The sequence below is a fragment of the Scandinavium goeteborgense genome (genome assembly GCF_003935895.2).
GTDB lineage: Bacteria > Pseudomonadota > Gammaproteobacteria > Enterobacterales > Enterobacteriaceae > Scandinavium > Scandinavium goeteborgense.
The window spans coordinates 2,031,883-2,051,484 of the sequence record NZ_CP054058.1 but is presented as its reverse complement, the minus strand read 5'-3'; the positions used below and the strand labels follow the sequence as shown (position 1 = coordinate 2,051,484).

20 protein-coding genes are annotated in these 19,602 nt (G+C 55.0%); 14 read left to right on the top strand and 6 right to left on the bottom strand.

Going from position 1 to position 19,602, the window contains the following annotated elements; genetic code table 11:
- Positions 1-10 precede the first annotated feature (10 nt).
- The 9 genes from rsxA to gstA all read left to right on the top strand — a co-directional run bounded on the left by rsxA (position 11) and on the right by gstA (position 9,126).
- Entirely contained in the window at positions 11-592 is a 582-nt protein-coding gene (gene rsxA / locus A8O29_RS10605; protein WP_110508395.1) for an electron transport complex subunit RsxA, read from the top strand.
- Positions 592-1,170 (top strand): electron transport complex subunit RsxB, encoded by a 579-nt coding sequence (gene rsxB, locus A8O29_RS10600; RefSeq protein WP_110508397.1) that lies wholly within the window; start codon positions 592-594, stop codon positions 1,168-1,170. The genes rsxA and rsxB overlap by 1 nt, the downstream gene beginning before the upstream one ends.
- The gene (gene rsxC / locus A8O29_RS10595) at positions 1,163-3,298 is read left to right on the top strand and encodes an electron transport complex subunit RsxC (RefSeq protein WP_174081297.1); all 2,136 of its coding nucleotides are present in this window, start codon (positions 1,163-1,165) and stop codon (positions 3,296-3,298) included. The genes rsxB and rsxC overlap by 8 nt, the downstream gene beginning before the upstream one ends.
- Positions 3,299-4,351, top strand: a complete 1,053-nt coding sequence (rsxD, locus tag A8O29_RS10590) for an electron transport complex subunit RsxD (RefSeq protein ID WP_125355723.1) — start codon at positions 3,299-3,301, stop codon at positions 4,349-4,351.
- An 8-nt stretch (positions 4,352-4,359) separates the two neighbouring features.
- Positions 4,360-4,980 (top strand): electron transport complex subunit RsxG, encoded by a 621-nt coding sequence (gene rsxG, locus A8O29_RS10585; RefSeq protein WP_125355725.1) that lies wholly within the window; start codon positions 4,360-4,362, stop codon positions 4,978-4,980.
- Positions 4,981-4,983: 3 nt separating this feature from the next.
- Positions 4,984-5,688, top strand: a complete 705-nt coding sequence (locus A8O29_RS10580) for an electron transport complex subunit E (RefSeq protein WP_125355727.1) — start codon at positions 4,984-4,986, stop codon at positions 5,686-5,688.
- A complete protein-coding gene (gene nth / locus A8O29_RS10575; RefSeq protein ID WP_125355729.1) occupies positions 5,688-6,323 on the top strand; it encodes an endonuclease III in 636 nt (211 codons plus the stop codon). Before A8O29_RS10580 ends, nth begins: the two co-directional genes overlap by 1 nt.
- Before the next feature lie 578 nt (positions 6,324-6,901).
- Positions 6,902-8,413, top strand: coding sequence for a dipeptide/tripeptide permease DtpA (dtpA, locus tag A8O29_RS10570; protein ID WP_125355731.1), 1,512 nt, complete (start codon positions 6,902-6,904; stop codon positions 8,411-8,413).
- A gap of 107 nt (positions 8,414-8,520) precedes the next feature.
- Positions 8,521-9,126, top strand: coding sequence for a glutathione transferase GstA (gstA, locus tag A8O29_RS10565; RefSeq protein ID WP_125355733.1), 606 nt, complete (start codon positions 8,521-8,523; stop codon positions 9,124-9,126).
- A 78-nt stretch (positions 9,127-9,204) separates the two neighbouring features.
- On the opposite strand, the gene tyrS is transcribed toward gstA, so the two are convergent.
- From tyrS to anmK, 4 genes are all read right to left on the bottom strand, one after another.
- Positions 9,205-10,479 (bottom strand): tyrosine--tRNA ligase, encoded by a 1,275-nt coding sequence (tyrS, locus tag A8O29_RS10560; RefSeq protein ID WP_125355735.1) that lies wholly within the window; start codon positions 10,477-10,479, stop codon positions 9,205-9,207.
- A gap of 126 nt (positions 10,480-10,605) precedes the next feature.
- A complete protein-coding gene (pdxH, locus tag A8O29_RS10555; RefSeq protein ID WP_125355737.1) occupies positions 10,606-11,262 on the bottom strand; it encodes a pyridoxamine 5'-phosphate oxidase in 657 nt (218 codons plus the stop codon).
- Positions 11,263-11,319: 57 nt separating this feature from the next.
- A complete protein-coding gene (gene mliC / locus A8O29_RS10550; RefSeq protein ID WP_125355739.1) occupies positions 11,320-11,655 on the bottom strand; it encodes a C-type lysozyme inhibitor in 336 nt (111 codons plus the stop codon).
- A 91-nt stretch (positions 11,656-11,746) separates the two neighbouring features.
- Entirely contained in the window at positions 11,747-12,871 is a 1,125-nt protein-coding gene (gene anmK / locus A8O29_RS10545) for an anhydro-N-acetylmuramic acid kinase (protein ID WP_125355741.1), read from the bottom strand.
- A 276-nt stretch (positions 12,872-13,147) separates the two neighbouring features.
- On the opposite strand from anmK, the gene slyB reads away from it, so the two are divergent.
- A complete protein-coding gene (gene slyB, locus A8O29_RS10540) occupies positions 13,148-13,615 on the top strand; it encodes an outer membrane lipoprotein SlyB (RefSeq protein WP_125355743.1) in 468 nt (155 codons plus the stop codon).
- Between the two features lie 225 nt (positions 13,616-13,840).
- On the top strand, positions 13,841-15,196 hold the full coding sequence (locus A8O29_RS10535; RefSeq protein ID WP_125355745.1) for a sensor domain-containing diguanylate cyclase: 1,356 nt from the start codon (positions 13,841-13,843) through the stop codon (positions 15,194-15,196).
- A 47-nt stretch (positions 15,197-15,243) separates the two neighbouring features.
- Here the strand turns inward: A8O29_RS10535 and slyA are convergent, their stop codons facing one another.
- A complete protein-coding gene (gene slyA / locus A8O29_RS10530; protein ID WP_110508425.1) occupies positions 15,244-15,684 on the bottom strand; it encodes a transcriptional regulator SlyA in 441 nt (146 codons plus the stop codon).
- A 181-nt stretch (positions 15,685-15,865) separates the two neighbouring features.
- On the opposite strand from slyA, the gene A8O29_RS10525 reads away from it, so the two are divergent.
- Genes A8O29_RS10525 through A8O29_RS10515 form a run of 3 tightly spaced genes read left to right on the top strand, consistent with a single transcriptional unit; the run spans position 15,866 to position 19,074 of the window.
- Positions 15,866-16,102, top strand: a complete 237-nt coding sequence (locus A8O29_RS10525) for a DUF1656 domain-containing protein (protein ID WP_133460822.1) — start codon at positions 15,866-15,868, stop codon at positions 16,100-16,102.
- A 9-nt stretch (positions 16,103-16,111) separates the two neighbouring features.
- Complete coding sequence (locus A8O29_RS10520; RefSeq protein ID WP_125355414.1) at positions 16,112-17,050, top strand: HlyD family secretion protein; 939 nt, start codon at positions 16,112-16,114, stop codon at positions 17,048-17,050.
- Positions 17,050-19,074, top strand: a complete 2,025-nt coding sequence (locus A8O29_RS10515; protein WP_159465504.1) for an FUSC family protein — start codon at positions 17,050-17,052, stop codon at positions 19,072-19,074. The genes A8O29_RS10520 and A8O29_RS10515 overlap by 1 nt, the downstream gene beginning before the upstream one ends.
- Here the strand turns inward: A8O29_RS10515 and sodC are convergent.
- Positions 19,067-19,588, bottom strand: a complete 522-nt coding sequence (gene sodC / locus A8O29_RS10510; protein ID WP_125355415.1) for a superoxide dismutase [Cu-Zn] SodC — start codon at positions 19,586-19,588, stop codon at positions 19,067-19,069. The genes A8O29_RS10515 and sodC overlap by 8 nt on opposite strands.
- Positions 19,589-19,602: the final 14 nt, after the last annotated feature.

Below are 19,602 nucleotides of genomic sequence, written 5' to 3'. Positions count from 1 at the left end.
CAGGCCCAATATGACTGATTACCTGCTGCTCTTTATCGGCACCGTCCTTGTTAATAACTTCGTTTTGGTGAAGTTCCTTGGGCTGTGTCCGTTTATGGGCGTTTCCAAAAAACTGGAAACGGCCATGGGGATGGGTCTCGCCACCACCTTCGTGATGACGCTTGCGTCGGTCTGCGCGTGGCTGATTGATACCTGGATCCTCATTCCGCTTAATCTGATTTACCTGCGCACGCTGGCCTTTATTCTGGTCATCGCCGTGGTGGTGCAGTTCACCGAAATGGTGGTGCGTAAAACCAGCCCGGCGCTTTATCGTCTGCTCGGGATTTTTCTGCCGCTGATCACCACCAACTGTGCTGTGCTCGGCGTGGCGCTGTTGAATATCAACCTTGGCCATAACTTCCTGCAATCGGCGCTGTATGGTTTCTCTGCGGCGGTCGGTTTTTCACTGGTCATGGTGCTGTTCGCAGCGATTCGTGAACGCCTCGTGGTGGCCGATGTACCTGCCCCTTTCCGCGGGAATGCCATTGCGCTCATCACCGCCGGGCTGATGTCGTTGGCCTTTATGGGCTTTAGTGGTTTGGTGAAGTTGTAATGACGTTAGTATGGATTGCCATCGCTGCCCTCAGCCTGTTAGGCCTGATTTTTGGCGGCATTCTCGGATACGCTTCGCGCCGTTTTGCGGTCGAGGACGATCCGGTGGTGGAAAAAATTGATGAAATCCTGCCGCAGAGCCAGTGCGGACAGTGCGGTTACCCTGGCTGTCGCCCATACGCAGAAGCCGTAGGCGCCCAGGGCGAGAAAATCAACCGCTGCGCGCCGGGCGGCGAAGCAGTAATGCTGAAAATCGCCACGCTGCTTAACGTAGAACCGCAGCCTATCGACGGCGATGAGCAGGCCGTTGAGCCCGTGCGCATGATTGCGGTTATCGACGAACCGAACTGTATCGGCTGCACCAAATGCATTCAGGCTTGCCCGGTCGATGCCATTGTTGGCGCCACCCGCGCGATGCACACCGTGGTCACCGATCTGTGCACCGGCTGTAATCTCTGCGTCGCCCCTTGCCCGACGCAATGTATCGAATTAATTCCGGTCGCAGAGACGACCGAGAGCTGGAAGTGGGATCTGCAAACCATTCCAGTCCGTATCATTCCAGTGGAACACCATGCTTAAGTTATTCTCCGCGTTCAGAAAGGACAAAATCTGGGACTTCGACGGGGGCATTCATCCTCCGGAAATGAAGACCCAGTCTAATGGCACGCCGCTGCGCCAGGTTCCTCTTGCGCAGCGTTATGTCATTCCGCTGAAACAGCATATTGGCGCCGAAGGCGAACTGGCCGTGAGCGCCGGCGATCGCGTTCTGCGCGGTCAACCGTTGACCCGTGGCTGGGGCCGTATGTTGCCAGTTCACGCGCCCACATCCGGCACCGTTCTCGCCATTGCGCCCCACTCCACCGCCCATCCTTCCGCGCTAGCCGAAATGAGCGTCATTATCGAAGCCGATGGAGACGACTGCTGGATTGATCGCGATGGCTGGAACGACTGGCAGAACCGCAGCCGTGAAGAACTTATCGAACGCATTCATGATTTCGGCGTAGCCGGACTCGGTGGCGCTGGTTTCCCGACCGGCACCAAGCTGAAAGGCGGCGGCGATAAAATCGACACGCTGATCATCAACGCCGCCGAATGCGAGCCTTATATCACCGCCGACGACCGCCTGATGCAGGATTGCGCGGCGCAAATCGTCGACGGTATTCGCATTCTGGCGCGTATTCTGCAGCCGAAAGAAGTGCTCATCGGCGTCGAAGACAATAAACCGCAGGCCATTTCGATGATGCGTGCGGTGCTGGCCGATGCGCATGGTATTAGCCTGCGGGTTATCCCGACCAAATATCCGTCCGGCGGCGCGAAACAGCTGACGCAGATCCTTACCGGCAAGCAGGTTCCGCACGGTGGGCGTTCGTCCGATATCGGCGTATTGATGCAAAACGTCGGGACGGCGTTTGCGGTTAAGCGCGCGGTTATCGACGGTGAACCGCTGACCGAACGCGTCGTGACCCTGACCGGTGAATCCGTTTCGCGGCCGGGTAACGTCTGGGCGCGACTGGGTACGCCGGTGCGTCATCTGCTGGAAGACGCCGGTTTCTGCCCAAGTCCTGAGCAAATGGTGATCATGGGCGGCCCGTTGATGGGCTTTACCCTGCCGTGGCTCGATGTCCCGGTGGTTAAAATCACCAACTGTCTGCTGGCCCCTTCCCCACAAGAAATGGGCGAACCGGAAGAAGAACAGAGCTGCATTCGCTGTAGCGCCTGCGCCGATTCCTGCCCGGCAGATTTGCTGCCTCAGCAGCTGTACTGGTTCAGTAAGGGCCAGCAGCACGACAAAGCCACCGCGCACAATCTGGCGGACTGCATCGAATGCGGCGCCTGTGCGTGGGTGTGTCCGAGCAATATTCCTCTGGTGCAATACTTCCGTCAGGAAAAGGCTGAGATCTCCGCCATCCAGCAGGAAGAAAAACGTGCGGCTGAAGCCAAAGCCCGTTTCGAAGCGCGTGCCGCGCGCCTCGAGCGTGATAAAGCCGCCCGCCTTGAGCGCCATAAACAATCTGCCGCTCAGCCTGCCGCCCAGGATCAGGATGCAATTAACGCCGCCCTGAACCGCGTACGAGACAAGCAACAGCAGGCGACGCAGCCGGTTGTCATTCAGGCCGGTGCGCAGCCCGATAACAGCGCGGTCATTGCCGCTCGTGAAGCACGCAAGGCGCAGGCGCGTGCCGCTCAGGCAGAAAAACGCCAGACCGATAGCGCAGTTGAAACAGTAAATGATGCCGCTGACCCGCGCAAAGCCGCTGTTGAAGCCGCCATTGCCCGAGCCAAAGCGCGTAAAGCTGAACAGCAATCGGCAGATGCACCTGCTGTCGACGCCGTCGACCCGCGCAAAGCCGCTGTAGAAGCGGCCATTGCCCGGGCCAAAGCGCGCAAAGCTGAGCAGCAATCGGCAAATGCACCTGCTGTCGACGCCGTCGACCCGCGTAAAGCCGCCGTTGAAGCCGCTATTGCCCGAGCCAAAGCGCGTAAAGCTGAGCAGCAATCGGCAAATGCACCTGCTGTCGAAGCCGTTGACCCGCGCAAAGCAGCCGTTGAAGCCGCCATTGCCCGAGCCAAAGCGCGTAAAGCGGCACAGCAGGCCGCTAACGAACCAGAGGCTGAAACCATTGATCCGCGTAAAGCCGCCGTTGAAGCGGCTATCGCCCTTGCGAAAGCACGCAAAGCAGAAAAACAGGCAGTAAACGAGGAATAAATGGTCTTTAAAATCGCAAGCTCCCCATACACCCACAACCATCGCCAGACCTCGCGCATTATGCTGCTGGTCCTGTTGGCGACCGTGCCGGGGATCGCCGTTCAGACCTGGTTTTTCGGCTGGGGCACGCTGATACAAATCCTGCTCGCCAGCGTCACCGCCTGGGTCGCAGAGGCCGCTATTTTGCGTCTGCGCAAACAGGAAATCGGTAAAACACTGGGCGACAATTCCGCCCTACTCACCGGGCTGCTGCTGGCAATCAGTATTCCGTCGATGGCGCCGTGGTGGATGGTGGTGCTCGGTACTGCCTTCGCGGTGATTATCGCCAAGCAACTGTATGGCGGCCTGGGGAATAACCCGTTTAACCCGGCGATGATTGGTTACGTGGTGCTGCTGATTTCCTTCCCGGTGCAGATGACCTCCTGGCTACCGCCGCAGGAAATCGCGATTAATACGCCGGGCCTGATGGATACACTGCAAATTATCCTCAGCGGACATACTGCCACCGGAACCGATATCAACGCGCTGCGGATTGGCGTGGACGGTATCAGCCAGGCGACGCCGCTGGACACCTTTAAAACGTCGCTGCACGCAGGCCACAGCGTGACTGACATTCTGCACTCCATGATTTATCGCGGGGCGCTGGCGGGCATTGGTTGGCAGTGGGTGAACGTCGCGTATCTGGCGGGCGGTCTTTTCCTGCTGTGGCAACGGGCCATTCGCTGGCATATTCCGGTCAGTTTCCTGGTATCGCTGGCCGTCTGCGCCACACTCGGCTGGGTATTCTCGCCAGAATCGTTGGCTTCGCCGCAGATGCATATTTTGTCCGGGGCGACGATGCTCGGTGCTTTCTTTATTCTGACCGACCCGGTGACCGCCTCTACCACCAATCGCGGTCGTTTGCTTTACGGCGCGCTGGCTGGCGTGCTGGTGTGGCTGATTCGTAGCTTCGGCGGGTATCCCGATGGCGTGGCCTTCGCGACGCTGTTGGCCAATATTACCGTGCCGCTGATCGACTATTACACGCGCCCGCGCGTTTATGGACACCGCTGAGAACGACCATGCTGACGACGATTCGCAAACACGGCATCACGCTGGCCCTTTTCGCCGCGGGAGCCACAGGAACAACGGCCATCATTAATCAGATGACCAAAAGCACCATTGATATTCAGTCGGCCAAACAACAAATGGCGCTGTTCGATCAGGTGGTGCCGCAGGGAAGCTATAATAACGACCTGCTGAAAAGCTGTTATGTGCTGGACGCCCCGGCGTTAGGCAAAGGCAGCCATAAGATTTATATCGCCCGCAAAGATGACGCGGCGGTCGCCGTGGTGATGGAAGCCACTGCCCCGGACGGTTATTCCGGTGCCATTCAATTGCTGGTCGGTGCCGATTTTAGCGGAACCGTGCTCGGATCTCGCGTGACCCAGCACCATGAAACACCGGGTCTGGGCGATAAAATCGAGCTGCGCCATTCCGACTGGATCACCCGCTTCGCCGGTAAAATCATTCACGGTGACAATGACAGCCAGTGGGCGGTGAAGAAAGATGGCGGCGAATTTGATCAGTTTACCGGGGCCACCATTACGCCTCGCGCGGTGGTGAATGCGGTAAAACGCGCCGGATTGTTTGCCGAGACGCTACCGCAGCAGATTAACGAACTTAGCCCCTGTGAAGAGTAAATCATGAGCGAAATCAAAGACGTTATTGTTCAGGGATTATGGAAAAACAACTCCTCGTTGGTGCAGCTTTTAGGGCTGTGTCCGTTGCTGGCGGTCACCTCCACGGCGACCAATGCCCTTGGGCTTGGGCTGGCGACCACGTTGGTACTGACGCTGACCAACTTGTTTGTCTCCCTGCTTCGCCGCTGGACGCCGCCTGAAATCCGTATTCCGATTTACGTGATGATCATCGCCTCGGTGGTAAGCTCGGTGCAGATGCTGATCAACGCTTATGCATTCGGCCTGTATCAGTCGCTGGGTATTTTCATCCCGCTGATTGTGACCAACTGTATTGTCGTTGGCCGCGCCGAAGCCTTCGCTGCGAAGCAAGGTCCCATGCTATCCGCGCTCGACGGTTTCGCCATCGGGATGGGTGCGACCTGCGCAATGTTTGTGCTGGGCTCCATCCGTGAAATTCTCGGCAACGGTACGCTGTTTGACGGCGCGGATGGCCTGCTGGGCAGTTGGGCCAAAGTGCTGCGTATCGAAGTGTTCCACACCGATACGCCGTTCCTGCTGGCAATGCTGCCACCGGGCGCGTTTATTGGTCTCGGGATGCTGCTGGCGGGTAAATACATTATCGATCAGCGAATGAAGCAGAAGGCGACCCGCGTACGTAACCATTGTGAAGTCGCGCCGGACGTGAAAGCCACGACAGGGAAAGCCTGATGAATAAAGAGAAGCGCCTCGAGATCCTCAGCCGGTTGCGGGACAACGACCCGCACCCGACTACAGAGCTGAATTTCACCAGCCCATTCGAGCTACTGATTGCGGTGCTGCTTTCCGCGCAAGCGACGGACGTAAGCGTCAATAAGGCCACGGCAAAGCTGTATCCGGTGGCGAATACCCCCGAAGCGATGCTGGCACTTGGCGTCGACGGCGTGAAAGAGTACATCAAGACTATCGGCCTGTTTAACAGCAAGGCCGAGAATGTGATTAAGACCTGCCGCATTCTCATCGAACAGCACGGCAGCGTGGTCCCGGAAGACAGGGCCGCGCTCGAAGCCCTGCCCGGCGTAGGACGCAAAACCGCGAATGTGGTGCTGAATACCGCGTTTGGCTGGCCAACTATCGCCGTCGATACCCATATCTTCCGCGTCTGCAACCGCACGCACTTCGCACCGGGTAAAAACGTCGAACAGGTCGAAGAGAAACTGCTGAAAGTGGTACCAGCCGAATTTAAAGTCGACTGCCACCACTGGCTGATTCTGCACGGCCGCTATACCTGCATCGCACGCAAACCTCGATGTGGCTCTTGCCTGATTGAAGACCTGTGCGAATTTAAAGAAAAAGTCGACGGCTGATCCCGTCTTAAGGCCGTGCTGTCGCGCGGCTTTCCTGCCTTCTGATTCACTCTCTTCTCTGCCTAAAACTAATGCATGATCCGGTCGTTTATCGCCCTGGCAGGTTAATCGTTTTTTTATCAGCTAAAATTTCTATACAAATGTGATCTAGATCACCTCGATAACATAACGTTACATCAATGTTATAAAAATGCTCCCAAGCCTTTGCTGATGCAGTGGTTAACTGTTTTTTAACCAGACATATCACCACTATTTTTCGGATTAATGGACCATATCACTGGGTTCAAAGCAAAACAGCAGAACATCTCGCCTTTTGGCCCGATGATGGGCTCTTTTTTAGTGTAAAAATCTGACGGAATCGAAACGACGATGTTAAACGCTGAATAACATTTAGATGAACGGACGATTATAACGATCTCGTTATGTGTAACAGAGTATTACAAACCCCTTGTGTGAACGTTCAGGATAGTGAACATTACCTCCCGTTTTCCCCTCCAAGAATAATTATAAGGCGGATGTCAAAACGAACGTCACGCCCACCACCCCCGTTAATATGGGATGTAAAAAAAGAGGTATATGTGTCTACTGCAAACAATAAACCAACTGAAGAAAGCGTAAGTCTCAACGCTTTCAAACAACCTAAAGCGTTCTATCTCATATTCTCTATCGAACTTTGGGAACGTTTTGGCTATTACGGCCTCCAGGGCATCATGGCCGTCTACCTGGTGAAACAACTGGGTATGTCCGAATCGGACTCCATTACGCTGTTCTCTTCATTCAGTGCGCTGGTATACGGTCTGGTCGCTGTTGGCGGCTGGCTGGGCGATAAAGTTCTGGGTACCAAACGCGTTATCATGCTGGGCGCCATCGTTCTGGCGATCGGTTACGCACTGGTAGCTTTCTCAGGTCATGACGCAGCTGTCGTTTATATGGGTATGGCGACCATCGCGGTCGGTAACGGCCTGTTCAAAGCGAACCCGTCTGCCCTGCTTTCTACCTGCTACGACAAAGAGGACCCGCGTCTGGACGGTGCATTCACCATGTACTACATGTCCATCAACATCGGTTCCTTCTTCTCTATGCTCGCCACACCATGGTTGGCGGCGAAATACGGCTGGAGCACAGCGTTTGCGCTGAGCGTAGTCGGTATGTGTATCACCGTGGTGAACTTCGCGTTCTGCCAGAGATGGGTGAAAAGCTACGGCTCTAAGCCTGACTTCGCGCCGGTACACGTCGGAAAACTGCTGGCAACTATCGTCGGTGTTGTGATTCTGGTTGCTATCGCCACCTGGCTGCTGCACAACCAGGGCATCGCACGCATGGTTCTGGGCGTTGTTGCTCTGGGTATCGTCTGCATCTTCGCGAAAGAAACCTTCGCTATGCAGGGTGCTGCACGTCGTAAGATGCTCGTTGCTTTCATCCTGATGGTTGAAGCTATCGTGTTCTTCGTGCTGTACAGCCAGATGCCAACGTCTCTGAACTTCTTCGCTATCCGTAACGTTGAGCATTCCATTCTGGGTATCGCGTTTGAGCCAGAACAGTTCCAGGCACTCAACCCATTCTGGATCATGATTGGTAGCCCGATTCTGGCCGCTATCTATAACAAGATGGGCGACCGTATGCCGATGCCGCATAAATTTGCCTTCGGTATGGTGCTGTGTTCTCTGGCCTTCCTGGTGCTGCCAGTGGGTGCGAAATTCGCATCTGATGCAGGTATCGTCTCTGTAAACTGGTTGATTCTGAGCTACGCGCTACAGTCCATCGGTGAGCTGATGATCTCCGGTCTGGGTCTGGCAATGGTTGCACAGCTGGTTCCACAGCGTCTGATGGGCTTCATCATGGGTAGCTGGTTCCTGACGACTGCCGGTGCTGCAATCATCGCCGGTAACGTGGCTAACCTGATGGCGGTTCCAGAAAACGTCACCGACCCTCTGATGTCCCTGCACGTCTACGGTGATGTGTTCATGAAGATTGGTATCGCGACCGCGGTTATCGCTGCACTGATGCTGCTGACCGCACCGAAACTGAATCGCATGACTCTGGATGACGAAGCAGATATCGCAAAAGCTCGCGAGGCTGCTTCCGCATAACTTTCCCGGAAAACAAATTAATTAAGCCGCTGATACGTTCAGCGGCTTTTTTTTTATCTGTTCGCGCTCTAGGATAAGGGACACATCTGTGTCCATAGGAGTTCGTCATGAAATTGTTCTACAAACCCGGCGCCTGTTCCCTTGCTTCCCACATCGCGTTGCAAGAGAGCGGGATGGATTTTTCGCTGGTCGGCGTTGACCTCGCAAAAAAGCAGCTGGAAAACGGGGAAGATTATTGGCAAGTGAACCCAAAAGGCCAGGTGCCCGCCCTGCAGCTGGATGACAACACTCTGCTGACCGAAGGCGTGGCGATTATGCAGTACATCGCCGATACCAAATCCGATCGCCAGCTGCTGGCCCCGGCCGGTAGCATTGCGCGCTACAGAACGCTGGAATGGCTGAATTACATCGCTACAGAGCTGCACAAAGGCTTTACGCCGCTGTTCCGTCCCGATACCCCTGAAGACTTCAAGCCAACCGTCCGCGCGCTGCTGGAGAAGAAAATGCAGTACGTGGACGACGCTCTGCGTGATAACGAGTGGATTTGCGGGAGCCGCTTTACGATTGCCGATGGTTATCTGTTTACCGTACTGCGCTGGGCGCGCGCGGTGAAACTGGATATTAGCGGGCTGAAGAATATTGAAGCCTACATGGCACGCGTGGCGGCCCGTCCGGGCGTCACCGCAGCGATGGCCGCAGAAGGTATTCAGTAGGCCCGATAAGCACGAGTGTCATCGAGCAATAAAAAAAGGCCGCTAAGCGGCCTTTTTAATGTGCTGGGAACGGGAAGATTACTTCCAGCACACCAGGCAGTAGTTTTTCTTACCGCGACGCAGCAGCGTGTAACGCCCGAACAGACGATCGCTTTCAGCGAAGGTGTATTCCGGGTCAATCTGCTTTTCACCGTTGATGGTGACTGCGTTAGAAGCGATAGTTTTACGCGCCTGACCACGGGACGGCTGCAGTTCAGAGTCCACCAGCGCCTGGATCAGGTCAGCACCTTTTTCCATTTCGACCATCGGCACGCCATCCTGCGCCAGTTGTTCGAAATCAGCTTCGCTTAACGCACTCAGCGTGCCGTTGAACAGGCTTTCGGTGATGCGTTTTGCTGCCACCAGACCTTCTTCACCGTGTACCAGACGGGTCACCTGCTCAGCCAGAACGTACTGGGCGCGCGGAGCTTTACCGCTGTTTTTGTCTTCTTCTTCCAGCGCATTGATTTCGGCAATGTCCATGAAGGTGAAGAATTTCAGGAAGCGGTAAACGTCCGCATCCGCGGTGTTAATCCAGAACTGGTAGAATTTGTACGGGCTGGTTTTCTTCGGATCCAGCCACACTGCGCCGCCTTCGGTCTTACCAAATTTGGTGCCGTCTGATTTGGTAATCAGCGGAACGGTCAGGCCGAACACTTGGTTCTGGTGCAGACGACGGGTCAGATCGATACCGGAGGTAATGTTGCCCCACTGATCGGAACCGCCAATCTGCAGCGCCACGCCGTGCAGTTTGTTCAGGCAAGCAAAGTCATAACCCTGCAACAGGTTGTAGGAAAACTCGGTGAAGGAAATACCCTGATCGTCACGATTCAGACGCTGTTTCACCGCTTCCTTGTTGATCATCTGGTTTACAGAGAAGTGCTTACCGATGTCGCGCAGGAAGGTCAGCACGTTCATGCTGCCGAACCAGTCGTAGTTATTCGCCGCAATGGCGGAATTGCTGCCACAATCGAAATCGAGGAACGGGGCAACCTGTTTGCGGATTTTATCCACCCACTCCTGCACGGTATCTTCGGTGTTCAGCTTACGCTCTGCCGCTTTAAAGCTTGGGTCGCCGATTAGACCGGTCGCTCCGCCTACCAGCGCCACAGGCTTGTGACCTGCTTCCTGGAAGCGTTTCAGGCATAACAGGGGAACAAGATGCCCCAAATGCAAGCTGTCAGCGGTCGGATCGAAGCCGCAATAGAGCGCGATCGGGCCCTGCGCCAGTCGCTCTGCTAACGCTTCCTCATCCGTCACCTGAGCCACAAGGCCCCGCTCTTGCAATTGTTTAATCAAGTTACTGCTCGCCATCAAAGTCTCCATGTATAAAACAGACTGCACCATAGCCGGTACACGACGTTTCGCCATTTGCGAAAGGTTCATAGAATAAAACGCCAGCCCGTGTTGTGCCAGCGCTTAAAACAACAAAATGCGCGATTACGGCGCGAGGCGGTCGATTTTCCAGGCGTCGTTTTCACGCTGGTATAAAAAACGATCGTGCAGACGGTGTTCACCACCCTGCCAGAATTCCATCGACTCAATATTGATACGATAGCCTCCCCAGAAACTCGGCAGCGGCACTTCGCCCTGCTGGAACTTCTGCTTGAGCTCGAGGAATTTGCTTTCGAGGATCCCGCGCGCCGAAATACGGCTGGATTGTTTGGAAACCCAGGCGCCAATCTGGCTATCGCGTGGACGGCTGTGGAAGTATTTCATCACATCAAGAGTAGAGAGACGTTCGGCTTTACCGGTGACCATCACCTGGCGTTCCAGCGAGTGCCAGGGGAAAAGCAGGCTGATGCGCGGGTTCTGCTCCAGATGGTGAGCCTTACGACTACCGAGGTTGGTATAGAACACCAGCCCTTTTTCGTCGTAATGCTTCAACAACACGATGCGCTGATACGGCTGACCGTTTTCGTCCACGGTTGCCACAACCATCGCGGTAGGATCGGCGAGTCGGGCCTCACAGGCCTGACCCAGCCAGCGTTCAAACAGCGCCAGCGGTTCAGCAGGAAGATCGCGACGGCGCAGGCCGCCACGGGTGTACTCACGGCGCAGATGCGCGATTTGCTGCAGGGAGTCGTTATCAGACATGGCGTTTAGGATAGTTGTCTTCAGGTGGCGCTATTGTGCGCCGCCATCAGCAAAATCTCAACGCTTGGGGTTTTGTAACTGACAGTTATTCAGCACGATACGGTCACGTTTGTAGACTGTGGCACTGTCGCCCTTGGACCAGAAAACGTAGATGCCGTCAGTGTAACGTGCGCCAGAGGCGGAGATACCCTGTGTCAACGTTTGTTGCTGATTGTCATAGATGAAGTCTACCTGCTGACGGGTGTTATTGAGATGAACGGTCAGCGGTTTTTCTTCACACTGGTATTGCAGCGTGTCGGTGTTCATTCGCTCAACGAACTGGTTGTAGTAGCTACAGCCGGAGAGCATCAGGGGGGCTATCAGTGGTACTACAGCGAGAAGAGTTTTTTTCATTGGCTTGCCTTAAGACTGTCCCGGTCCCGGAGGGCAGATGCCCTCCCTTAATACTTCCATTCTATCGGCAACAGGCACCCGCCTCAGTCAGTTAACTCTGATTATGCGCCGGGTTTGCAGGGAAAATAGCCCCTAAAATAGTAGGCTCACTGGCACCGGTAACCGACGGTAAATTGCCCGGCAGCCCTGCAAGGGTACGCCACGCGAGCCATGCGAAGGCCAGGCCTTCCATGTCGTCCCCACTGACACCAGCCTCATCGGTGGTCGAAACCTCCGTACCCGGCAACAATGCAGCCAGACGCGACATCAGCAGCGGATTACGACTGCCGCCGCCGCACACCAGCAGCCGTTCACAGCCGCCGCTCAGCAGCACCTGTTCGCTAATGGTGACGGCGGTTAATTCGGTCAGCGTGGTCATGACATCTTTCGCCGCTATGCCCGGATGCTTCGCCAACTGGCGTTCCAGCCAGCCGTAGTTGAAATATTCGCGTCCGGTACTTTTCGGTGCCGGTAGCGCAAACCACGGGTCGCTCAACATTTCCTGTAACAGTGGCAGAATGACTTTGCCGGAGTTCGCCCATTCAGCATCTTTGTCGTACGGTTTACCGCACTGACGCCAGATCCACGCGTCCATCAGCATATTACCCGGCCCGGTATCGTGCCCTTTAACCGGCAGTCCTGGGCAAAGCATCGACAGATTCGCAATCCCGCCGATGTTCAGCACGATGCGACGCTCATGCGGATTGGCCAGCAGCGCGTGATGGAACGCAGGCACCAGCGGCGCGCCCTGCCCGCCGAGGGCGATATCGCGACGGCGGAAATCACCAATCACCGTCACGCCAGTGCGTGCGGCAATAATATTGTTGTCTCCGATTTGCAGCGTATGCGGGGCGTCACCGTCCGGTTCGTGCCAGACGGTCTGACCGTGACAGCCAATGGCGACGATATCCCTGGCTGACAGTTTTTCCTGCGCCATCAGCGCCAGCACGGCATCGGCAAACAGACGGCCCAGACGCGTATCAAGCTGGCCGTACTGCGACAGCGTCAGTTGCTGTCCCTGGCAAATCGCGAGAATGTCTTCCTTCAGTGCAATGGGAATGGGATACGACAGGCTGGCCTGCTGCGCCACCATGTTATCGTCCATCGCCGCAAGCACCACGTCCACGCCATCAAGGCTGGTACCCGACATCACACCAATATAGCGACCCGAATTCATACGCCTTCCTTAGTTCACAACTGAGAGCCACACTGAAACATAAACGCTTTCTTAATACCATGATCCAATAACAAAATTTAACCAACCTGTGCGCGGGCACAATGCAGACTGAATCACACGGATGGCATAACGACCGTTTATACTTGGTTAAGCACAAAGAGATTACAATTTTGAGGAGATCCTCGGAGAACATATGACCCGTGGCACATAAATGCCATATAATTGCGGTGTAAGGATGCTCTCAAGAGCGTTTCTTGGTGAACAGGAGATTCATAAATGATGTTACGTGTATTGGCCGTTTCAATGATTGGTTTATCGCTTGCCGGTTGTGTTAATAGCAGCGGCCTGTCCGGGGACGTTTATTCCGCATCCGAAGCCAAACAGGTTCAGAATGTGACCTACGGGACCATCGTCCACACGCGTCCGGTACAGATCCAGGGCGGCAACGATTCTAACGTTATCGGCGCAATCGGCGGTGCGGTTCTCGGTGGCTTCCTCGGGAATACCGTCGGCGGTGGTACCGGTCGTTCACTCGCGACCGCAGCAGGTGCTGTTGCAGGTGGCGTAGCGGGCCAGGGCGTTCAGGGTGCCATTAACAAAACCCAGGGCGTTGAGCTGGAAATCCGTAAAGACGACGGCAACACCATTATGGTTGTGCAGAAACAGGGTGATACCCAGTTCGTCGCAGGCCAACGCGTTGTGATGGCCAGCAATGGTAGCCAGGTGACCGTTTCCCCGCGCTAATTATCAGGCGTGTGACCTTTGGGTCACACGCTTCTCTCTGCCTTCCCTTCCTGCTTTTTCTATATTTTCAATAGCATCTTGGAACCCATAAACCCCGGAAATATTTAGCCGAATGATGTTTGCGCACGCGCAACTTTTATTTTTTAAGACGATCGTAAACTTGCGCGACTCCAGGCGGGATGCCTGCTCTAAACTGTGCTTAAAATATCTTCTTCAGGAATGAATATGATTGAAAATAAAGCGTTTCCGTTTAATCGCTTGTTGATTTTTTTTGGGGCAGCCCTTTTTATCATCGGTGTTATTCATCTCTTCTCGACTCAGGTCATTTATCTTATCCCTGCAATGTCGCGGATTTTATTTCCGGTCACCACGATATTCCTGATGGTGTTTCATATCCTGATCGCCGTATTTATGCTGATGAAGTATCTCTGCGATAAGCACCGGCTATACCTGATGGCGATTGCCTTCGCCTTCCTGGGCTCGGCGGGGTTGATGCTGGGTACGCTCAGCAGCTACACTGAGGCACTCAAGTGCACGCCGTTGGCGCACGTTGATTATAACGGCGCCCTGATATTCTATATTGTCCGCAATATATTAATGGCAATATTATTCATTGTATCAATATATCTATATCGATGCCGCCACAGTGATATTCATTCGCTGCGTAATCATGCCGTTATTCTCTCGGCCATTGCCGGGTTCACCGCCACACTGCTTTTTTTAGCGTGGCTATTTGCCAGCGAGCAGACAAAATACACACTTCATTTCATTGATAATCCTACGGGGTTATTTACCTTGGGCTGGCATCACCTGTTATTTGGCGCATTGTGTGCGCTGTGGTCCCTGACGCTAACGTTTATGCTGGTTGTCACCCATTTACGGAATATTTTTTGGTTTAGCGGCTGTTTATTCTGCGCATTCTATCTGTTCACCTTGATCCTCTTGCTGCCAGCGATTTCCATCGCGGGGTATTCCTGGTACCAGTCACGCCTGTTTGAAGCTACCGCCACCCTGACGTTGATTATCATCCTGCTGGGCGATGTGTTTACGCTGTATCGGGAATCTAACAGCAAGTATCAGGACTCCTATCAAAACTCGATTCGTGATGCCATGACCCACCTGTTTAACCGCAGCTTCTTTTACGACAGCCTGACCAAACAGGTGGCGAAAGTCTCCTCGGACACGCCGGTTTCCGTCATCGTCTGCGACCTCGATCACTTCAAACACATCAACGACCGTTACGGCCATCTTGAGGGCGATAAGGTCATTCAGTTTGTGGCGAAGATCCTGCAAGAGTTCCTGAACACCGGCAGCCTGGCGGCCCGCATCGGAGGAGAAGAGTTTGCTCTGCTGCTGCCGAATACCGATGCGCAGAGCGCACGGGCAATTGCAGAACAGATCCGTGGCACCGTCAGCGAAAGCAGTCTCCTGCATTTACCTGAACAGGTGACCATCAGCATGGGGCTTTTTACAGCGTTGGACGCGCAGGAATCACCGGAAACCTACGTTAAGCGTGCAGATGAAGCGATGTATCAGGCCAAAGAAGCCGGACGTAACCGGGTGATGGCCTGGCAGGCATAAAAAAAGGCCCTGATATCAGGGCCTTTTTGTCACGATCGGCGCGAAACTCAGTCTCTGGACTGCAGTTCGTTGATGTTCTGCTCTAGCTTACGAATCAGCCCAAGCAGTAAATCCAGTTCTTCAGGAGAAATGCCCGCAAGGATTTCACCCCGCGTTTTGCGAATCACCGTCTCCATATCTTCAATCAACGGTTCGGCTTTCTCAGTCAGTTTAATACGTTTGGCACGACGGTCATTCGCACAGGTCTGACGCGAAATCAGGCCCTTCTCTTCCAGCTGATCCAAGGTACGAACCAGTGAAGGCTGCTCAATCCCAATCGCTTTAGCCAGTTGAATTTGCGACTGTTCAGGCGGCAGCTGATGAATGTTATGCAGCGTGACCCAGTGAGTCTGCGTTAATTCCAGAGGTTTCAGGCGATGGTCAATCAAAGCACGCCAGATACGCACCAGCCGTGCCAGATCAGAACCCAGTGGCGATTCCAATTTCATCTCCTTATAATTAGCTTGCTAAGTTATTATACTGATTTTAGAATAGTGTGCAGCATTTAAATGGCCAAAACAAATGTATTGCCTTGTCCCCGCAGACTGACACAATGATTTACACTCATTAAAATGATGGCGCATCGCGGTCCTCGACCCGCAACGATGCTTATGCAAAGGATTTTTGCTCGTGAAGCTGACGCTCAATACTTCGGGACTTCCCCTGCAGGACCTCATCGTCGGGGCCTCTATCTATTTCCCCCCGCTTTTCAAAGCGGTTATCCTCGGTTTTCTCATCTGGCTGCTCGCCCATCGCCTACTGCGCGACTGGATGTACGCCGGGGATGTCTGGCATCCGCTGTTAATGGATCTTTCCCTGTTCGCGCTGGCGGTATGCCTGGCGCTGGTTATGATTGTGGCGTGGTAAACTAACTTGATGAAAAAGCTAAAATATTTCTCCACGCTGTTGGTCGCAGCCCTGGCCCTGATTGCCGTGTGGCTGGTCTGGAATTACTACATGCAGTCGCCGTGGACCCGTGACGGCAAAATCCGCGCCGAACAGGTCAGTATTACGCCGCAGGTTTCGGGCAGCATCATGGAACTGAATGTGAAGGATAACCAGCAGGTTAAAGCCGGTGACGTGCTGTTTCGCCTCGACGCCACGCCATTTCATATCGCGGTGATGAATGCCCAAGCGCAGCATGCTAAGGCCCTGTCTGATATGGCAAAAGCACAATCGGATATGGACCGGGCACAGTCGGATATGGATAAAGCGCGACGTGAAGCCGATCGTCGCCGCAATTTGCCCAAAAACTTCATTTCTGCGGAAGACCTCGATACGGTTAACATCGCGCTGAAAACTGCAAAAGCCAATGCCGAAGCCGCCAAAGCCAGTGTTGCCGCAGCCAAAGCCAGTGTCGATGCCGCTAACGCCGCGCTGGAACACGCCAACTGGCAGCTGTCACAGACCGAGGTCAAAGCGCCTGTAGACGGCTGGGTGACCAACATGTCCACTCGCACAGGCGATTACGCCGCCGTCGGGCACCCGGTATTTGCCCTCGTCGATAGCCACTCGTTCTATGTTGTCGGCTACTTCGAAGAAACCAAACTCCGTCACATCAAGCCAGGCGTCAGCGCCAGCGTGGTGCTTTACAGTAATGGACAAACGTTACAGGGTCACGTCGCCAGCATTGGGCGCGCTATCTCCGATCAGAGCGTTGGCCCACAAGGCAGCCTGATTGCCGATGTTAAACCGACCATTCCGTGGGTGCGTCTGGCCCAGCGCGTGCCGGTGCGGATCGAGTTTTATAAGCTGCCAGACGATATTATTCTGGTTTCCGGCACCACCTGCACCGTGTCGATTGGCTCGCTGTAATGAACCTCCAGGCGCTCAACTGGCGGTCGCTGCCATGGATTAAAGCGACCCGACCACAATGGCGATATGCGCTCCGCAACGGCATCGCTATGTGTCTGGCCCTGAGCTTTGCGTACTACATCAATCTCGATCAGCCCTACTGGGCGATGACTTCCGCCGCCGTGGTGAGCTTCCCCACCGTCGGCGGCGTCATCAGTAAAAGCCTTGGCCGAATCGCCGGAAGCCTGCTCGGTGCCGTCGCCGCGATCCTGATTGCCGGGCACACCATGACCGACCCCTGGTTGTTCCTGCTGGCGCTATCGGCGTGGATCGCCTTCTGCACCTGGACCTGCGCGATGTACATGAACAACGCCGCGTATGCGTTCCAGCTGGCAGGCTACACCTGCGCCATCATTGCCTTCCCGATGGTCAACGTGATCGACGCCACGCATATCTGGGAAATCGCGCAGGCGCGCGTCTGTGAAGTTATTCTCGGGATTTTGTGCGGCGCGCTGATGATGATGATCCTGCCAAGCACCTCCGATGGCACCACGCTGCTCACCGCCCTGAAAAACATGCATGCGCGTATTCTGGAACACGCCAGCTTGCTCTGGCAGCCGGAAAACACCGACACCGTTCGTACCGCCCACGAAACCGTTATTGGTCAGATCCTGACCATGAACCTGCTGCGTATTCAGGCGTTCTGGAGTCACTACCGATTTCGTCGCCGTAACAGCCTGCTCAACTATCTTCTGCATCAACAGCTGCGCCTGACCAGCGTGATTTCCAGCCTGCGCCGGATGTTGCTCAACTGGCCGGAAGCGCCAGCCAATATGCGTGACGTTCTGGAGCGCCTGCTGGCCGAACTCGCCCGACCGGCCGCGGATGCCTATAGCGTCGCAAAGATTATTGCGCCGCTGGCCCCGCGTGACACCCAGGATTTTCGGCATCACGCGTTCTGGCACCGCCTGCGCTATTTTTGCCGGCTCTATCTCACGTCGAGTCGCTGGTTGAACCGGCTGGAAAACGCCTCTCCAATTACCGAATTTGAGGTTCCGGCCGCACCACCGCTGACCCGCAGGACCGATCATGCGGAAGCATTATGGAACGGCGCGCGAACCTTTTTCGCGTTAATCATGATTGGCGCGTGGTCGATCAATACGCAGTGGAGTTCCGGCCCGGCGGCGCTGACGCTCGGGGCGATTTGCTGCGTGCTGTTTTCAACCTCGCCCTCACCGTTCAATTCCCTGACGTTGCTGCTGCGCACGCTGCTCTGGTTGTCGGTGTTCAGCTTTGTGGTGAAGTTTGGCCTGATGGTGCAAATCAGCGATCTATGGCAATTCCTGCTGTTCCTGTTCCCGTTGCTAGTCACCATGCAGCTGTTCAAATTACAGATGCCGAAGTACGCGGGATTGTGGGGACAGCTGGTGGTGTTTATGGGCTCGTTTATCTCGGTCACTAACCCGCCGGTGTATGATTTTGCTGGTTTTCTCAATGATAACTTGGCAAAAATCATTGGCGTTGGGATGGCGTGGCTGGCGTTTGCGGTCCTGAAACCAGGTTCTGATGCGCGTAAAAGTCGGCGTCATATTCAGTCGTTACGGCGTCACTTTATTGACCAGTTGAGTCGCCATCCTCAGCAAAGTGAGCACGAGTTTGAATCGCTGGTTTATCACTACATCAGCCAGCTCAGCAACAGCCAGGATGCCCTGGCCCGCCGTTGGCTGCTGCGCTGGGGCGTGGTATTGCTGAATTGTTCCCACGTGGTGTGGCAGCTCAGGAGTTGGGAAACTCGGTCCGATCCGCTGGTTCAGGTGCGAGATCTGTGCATCAGCCTGCTGCGTGATGTGATGAGCGAACGCGGCGTCCAGCAGCGCCCGCTGGCCTCCACGCTGAGCGAATTAAAGCGGATTTACGAAGCCTTAGGCCATCACCACCAGCCTGCCGCCAGAGAACTGGCGGCGATAGTCTGGCGGCTTTACTGTTCGCTGTTACAGCTCGAACAGGCCCCGGTCGCGGGCTCCATTACCGAAAGGACTACTTGATAACTCCACAGGCATAGCGCACGCCGCCCCCGCCAAGCGGTTTCGGCTGATCGGACATGTTATCCCCGCCGACGTGGATCATCAGCGCTTTGCCTTTCACCTCATCGAGTTTTTTCAGACGCGGCGCCAGGACGGGCTGCGTGGCTTTCCCGTCTTTAGCCACCACCAGCACGGGCAAATCGCCTAAGTGCCCCATTCCGGCTGGCCCTTGGTGTTTACCGGTATGATCCGGGTCCAGATGGCCACCCGCAGATTCGGCCGCACTGGCTTTACCCTCTTTTATTGCAGGCTGACAGCTGCCGTTGGCATGCACATGAAAACCATGCTCGCCGGGAGGCAACGCTTTGAGGTCTGGGGAAAATTCGAGGCCTTTATCGGTTTCGGTGATTTTCACTTCACCAATGGACTGTCCGACGGCTTGCGGAGTGACAAGATTCATTTCCACTTCAGTGCTGGCAGCGTAAGCGCCGCTTGAAATGGCCAGGGTCAGTAACGTGAGCGTGATGCGCTTCATAGTACCTCCAAAAA

Coding starts and splice junctions, on each gene's coding strand:
- pdxH (WP_125355737.1), bottom strand. CDS start 11,262: ATGTCTGATAACGACTCCCTGCAGCAAATCGCGCATCTGCGCCGTGAG.
- rsxG (WP_125355725.1), top strand. CDS start 4,360: ATGCTGACGACGATTCGCAAACACGGCATCACGCTGGCCCTTTTCGCC.
- slyA (WP_110508425.1), bottom strand. CDS start 15,684: ATGAAATTGGAATCGCCACTGGGTTCTGATCTGGCACGGCTGGTGCGT.
- rsxD (WP_125355723.1), top strand. CDS start 3,299: ATGGTCTTTAAAATCGCAAGCTCCCCATACACCCACAACCATCGCCAG.
- tyrS (WP_125355735.1), bottom strand. CDS start 10,479: ATGGCGAGCAGTAACTTGATTAAACAATTGCAAGAGCGGGGCCTTGTG.
- rsxA (WP_110508395.1), top strand. CDS start 11: ATGACTGATTACCTGCTGCTCTTTATCGGCACCGTCCTTGTTAATAAC.
- sodC (WP_125355415.1), bottom strand. CDS start 19,588: ATGAAGCGCATCACGCTCACGTTACTGACCCTGGCCATTTCAAGCGGC.
- mliC (WP_125355739.1), bottom strand. CDS start 11,655: ATGAAAAAAACTCTTCTCGCTGTAGTACCACTGATAGCCCCCCTGATG.
- anmK (WP_125355741.1), bottom strand. CDS start 12,871: ATGAATTCGGGTCGCTATATTGGTGTGATGTCGGGTACCAGCCTTGAT.
- A8O29_RS10520 (WP_125355414.1), top strand. CDS start 16,112: ATGAAAAAGCTAAAATATTTCTCCACGCTGTTGGTCGCAGCCCTGGCC.
- A8O29_RS10535 (WP_125355745.1), top strand. CDS start 13,841: ATGATTGAAAATAAAGCGTTTCCGTTTAATCGCTTGTTGATTTTTTTT.
- nth (WP_125355729.1), top strand. CDS start 5,688: ATGAATAAAGAGAAGCGCCTCGAGATCCTCAGCCGGTTGCGGGACAAC.
- gstA (WP_125355733.1), top strand. CDS start 8,521: ATGAAATTGTTCTACAAACCCGGCGCCTGTTCCCTTGCTTCCCACATC.
- rsxC (WP_174081297.1), top strand. CDS start 1,163: ATGCTTAAGTTATTCTCCGCGTTCAGAAAGGACAAAATCTGGGACTTC.
- rsxB (WP_110508397.1), top strand. CDS start 592: ATGACGTTAGTATGGATTGCCATCGCTGCCCTCAGCCTGTTAGGCCTG.
- slyB (WP_125355743.1), top strand. CDS start 13,148: ATGATGTTACGTGTATTGGCCGTTTCAATGATTGGTTTATCGCTTGCC.
- A8O29_RS10580 (WP_125355727.1), top strand. CDS start 4,984: ATGAGCGAAATCAAAGACGTTATTGTTCAGGGATTATGGAAAAACAAC.
- A8O29_RS10515 (WP_159465504.1), top strand. CDS start 17,050: ATGAACCTCCAGGCGCTCAACTGGCGGTCGCTGCCATGGATTAAAGCG.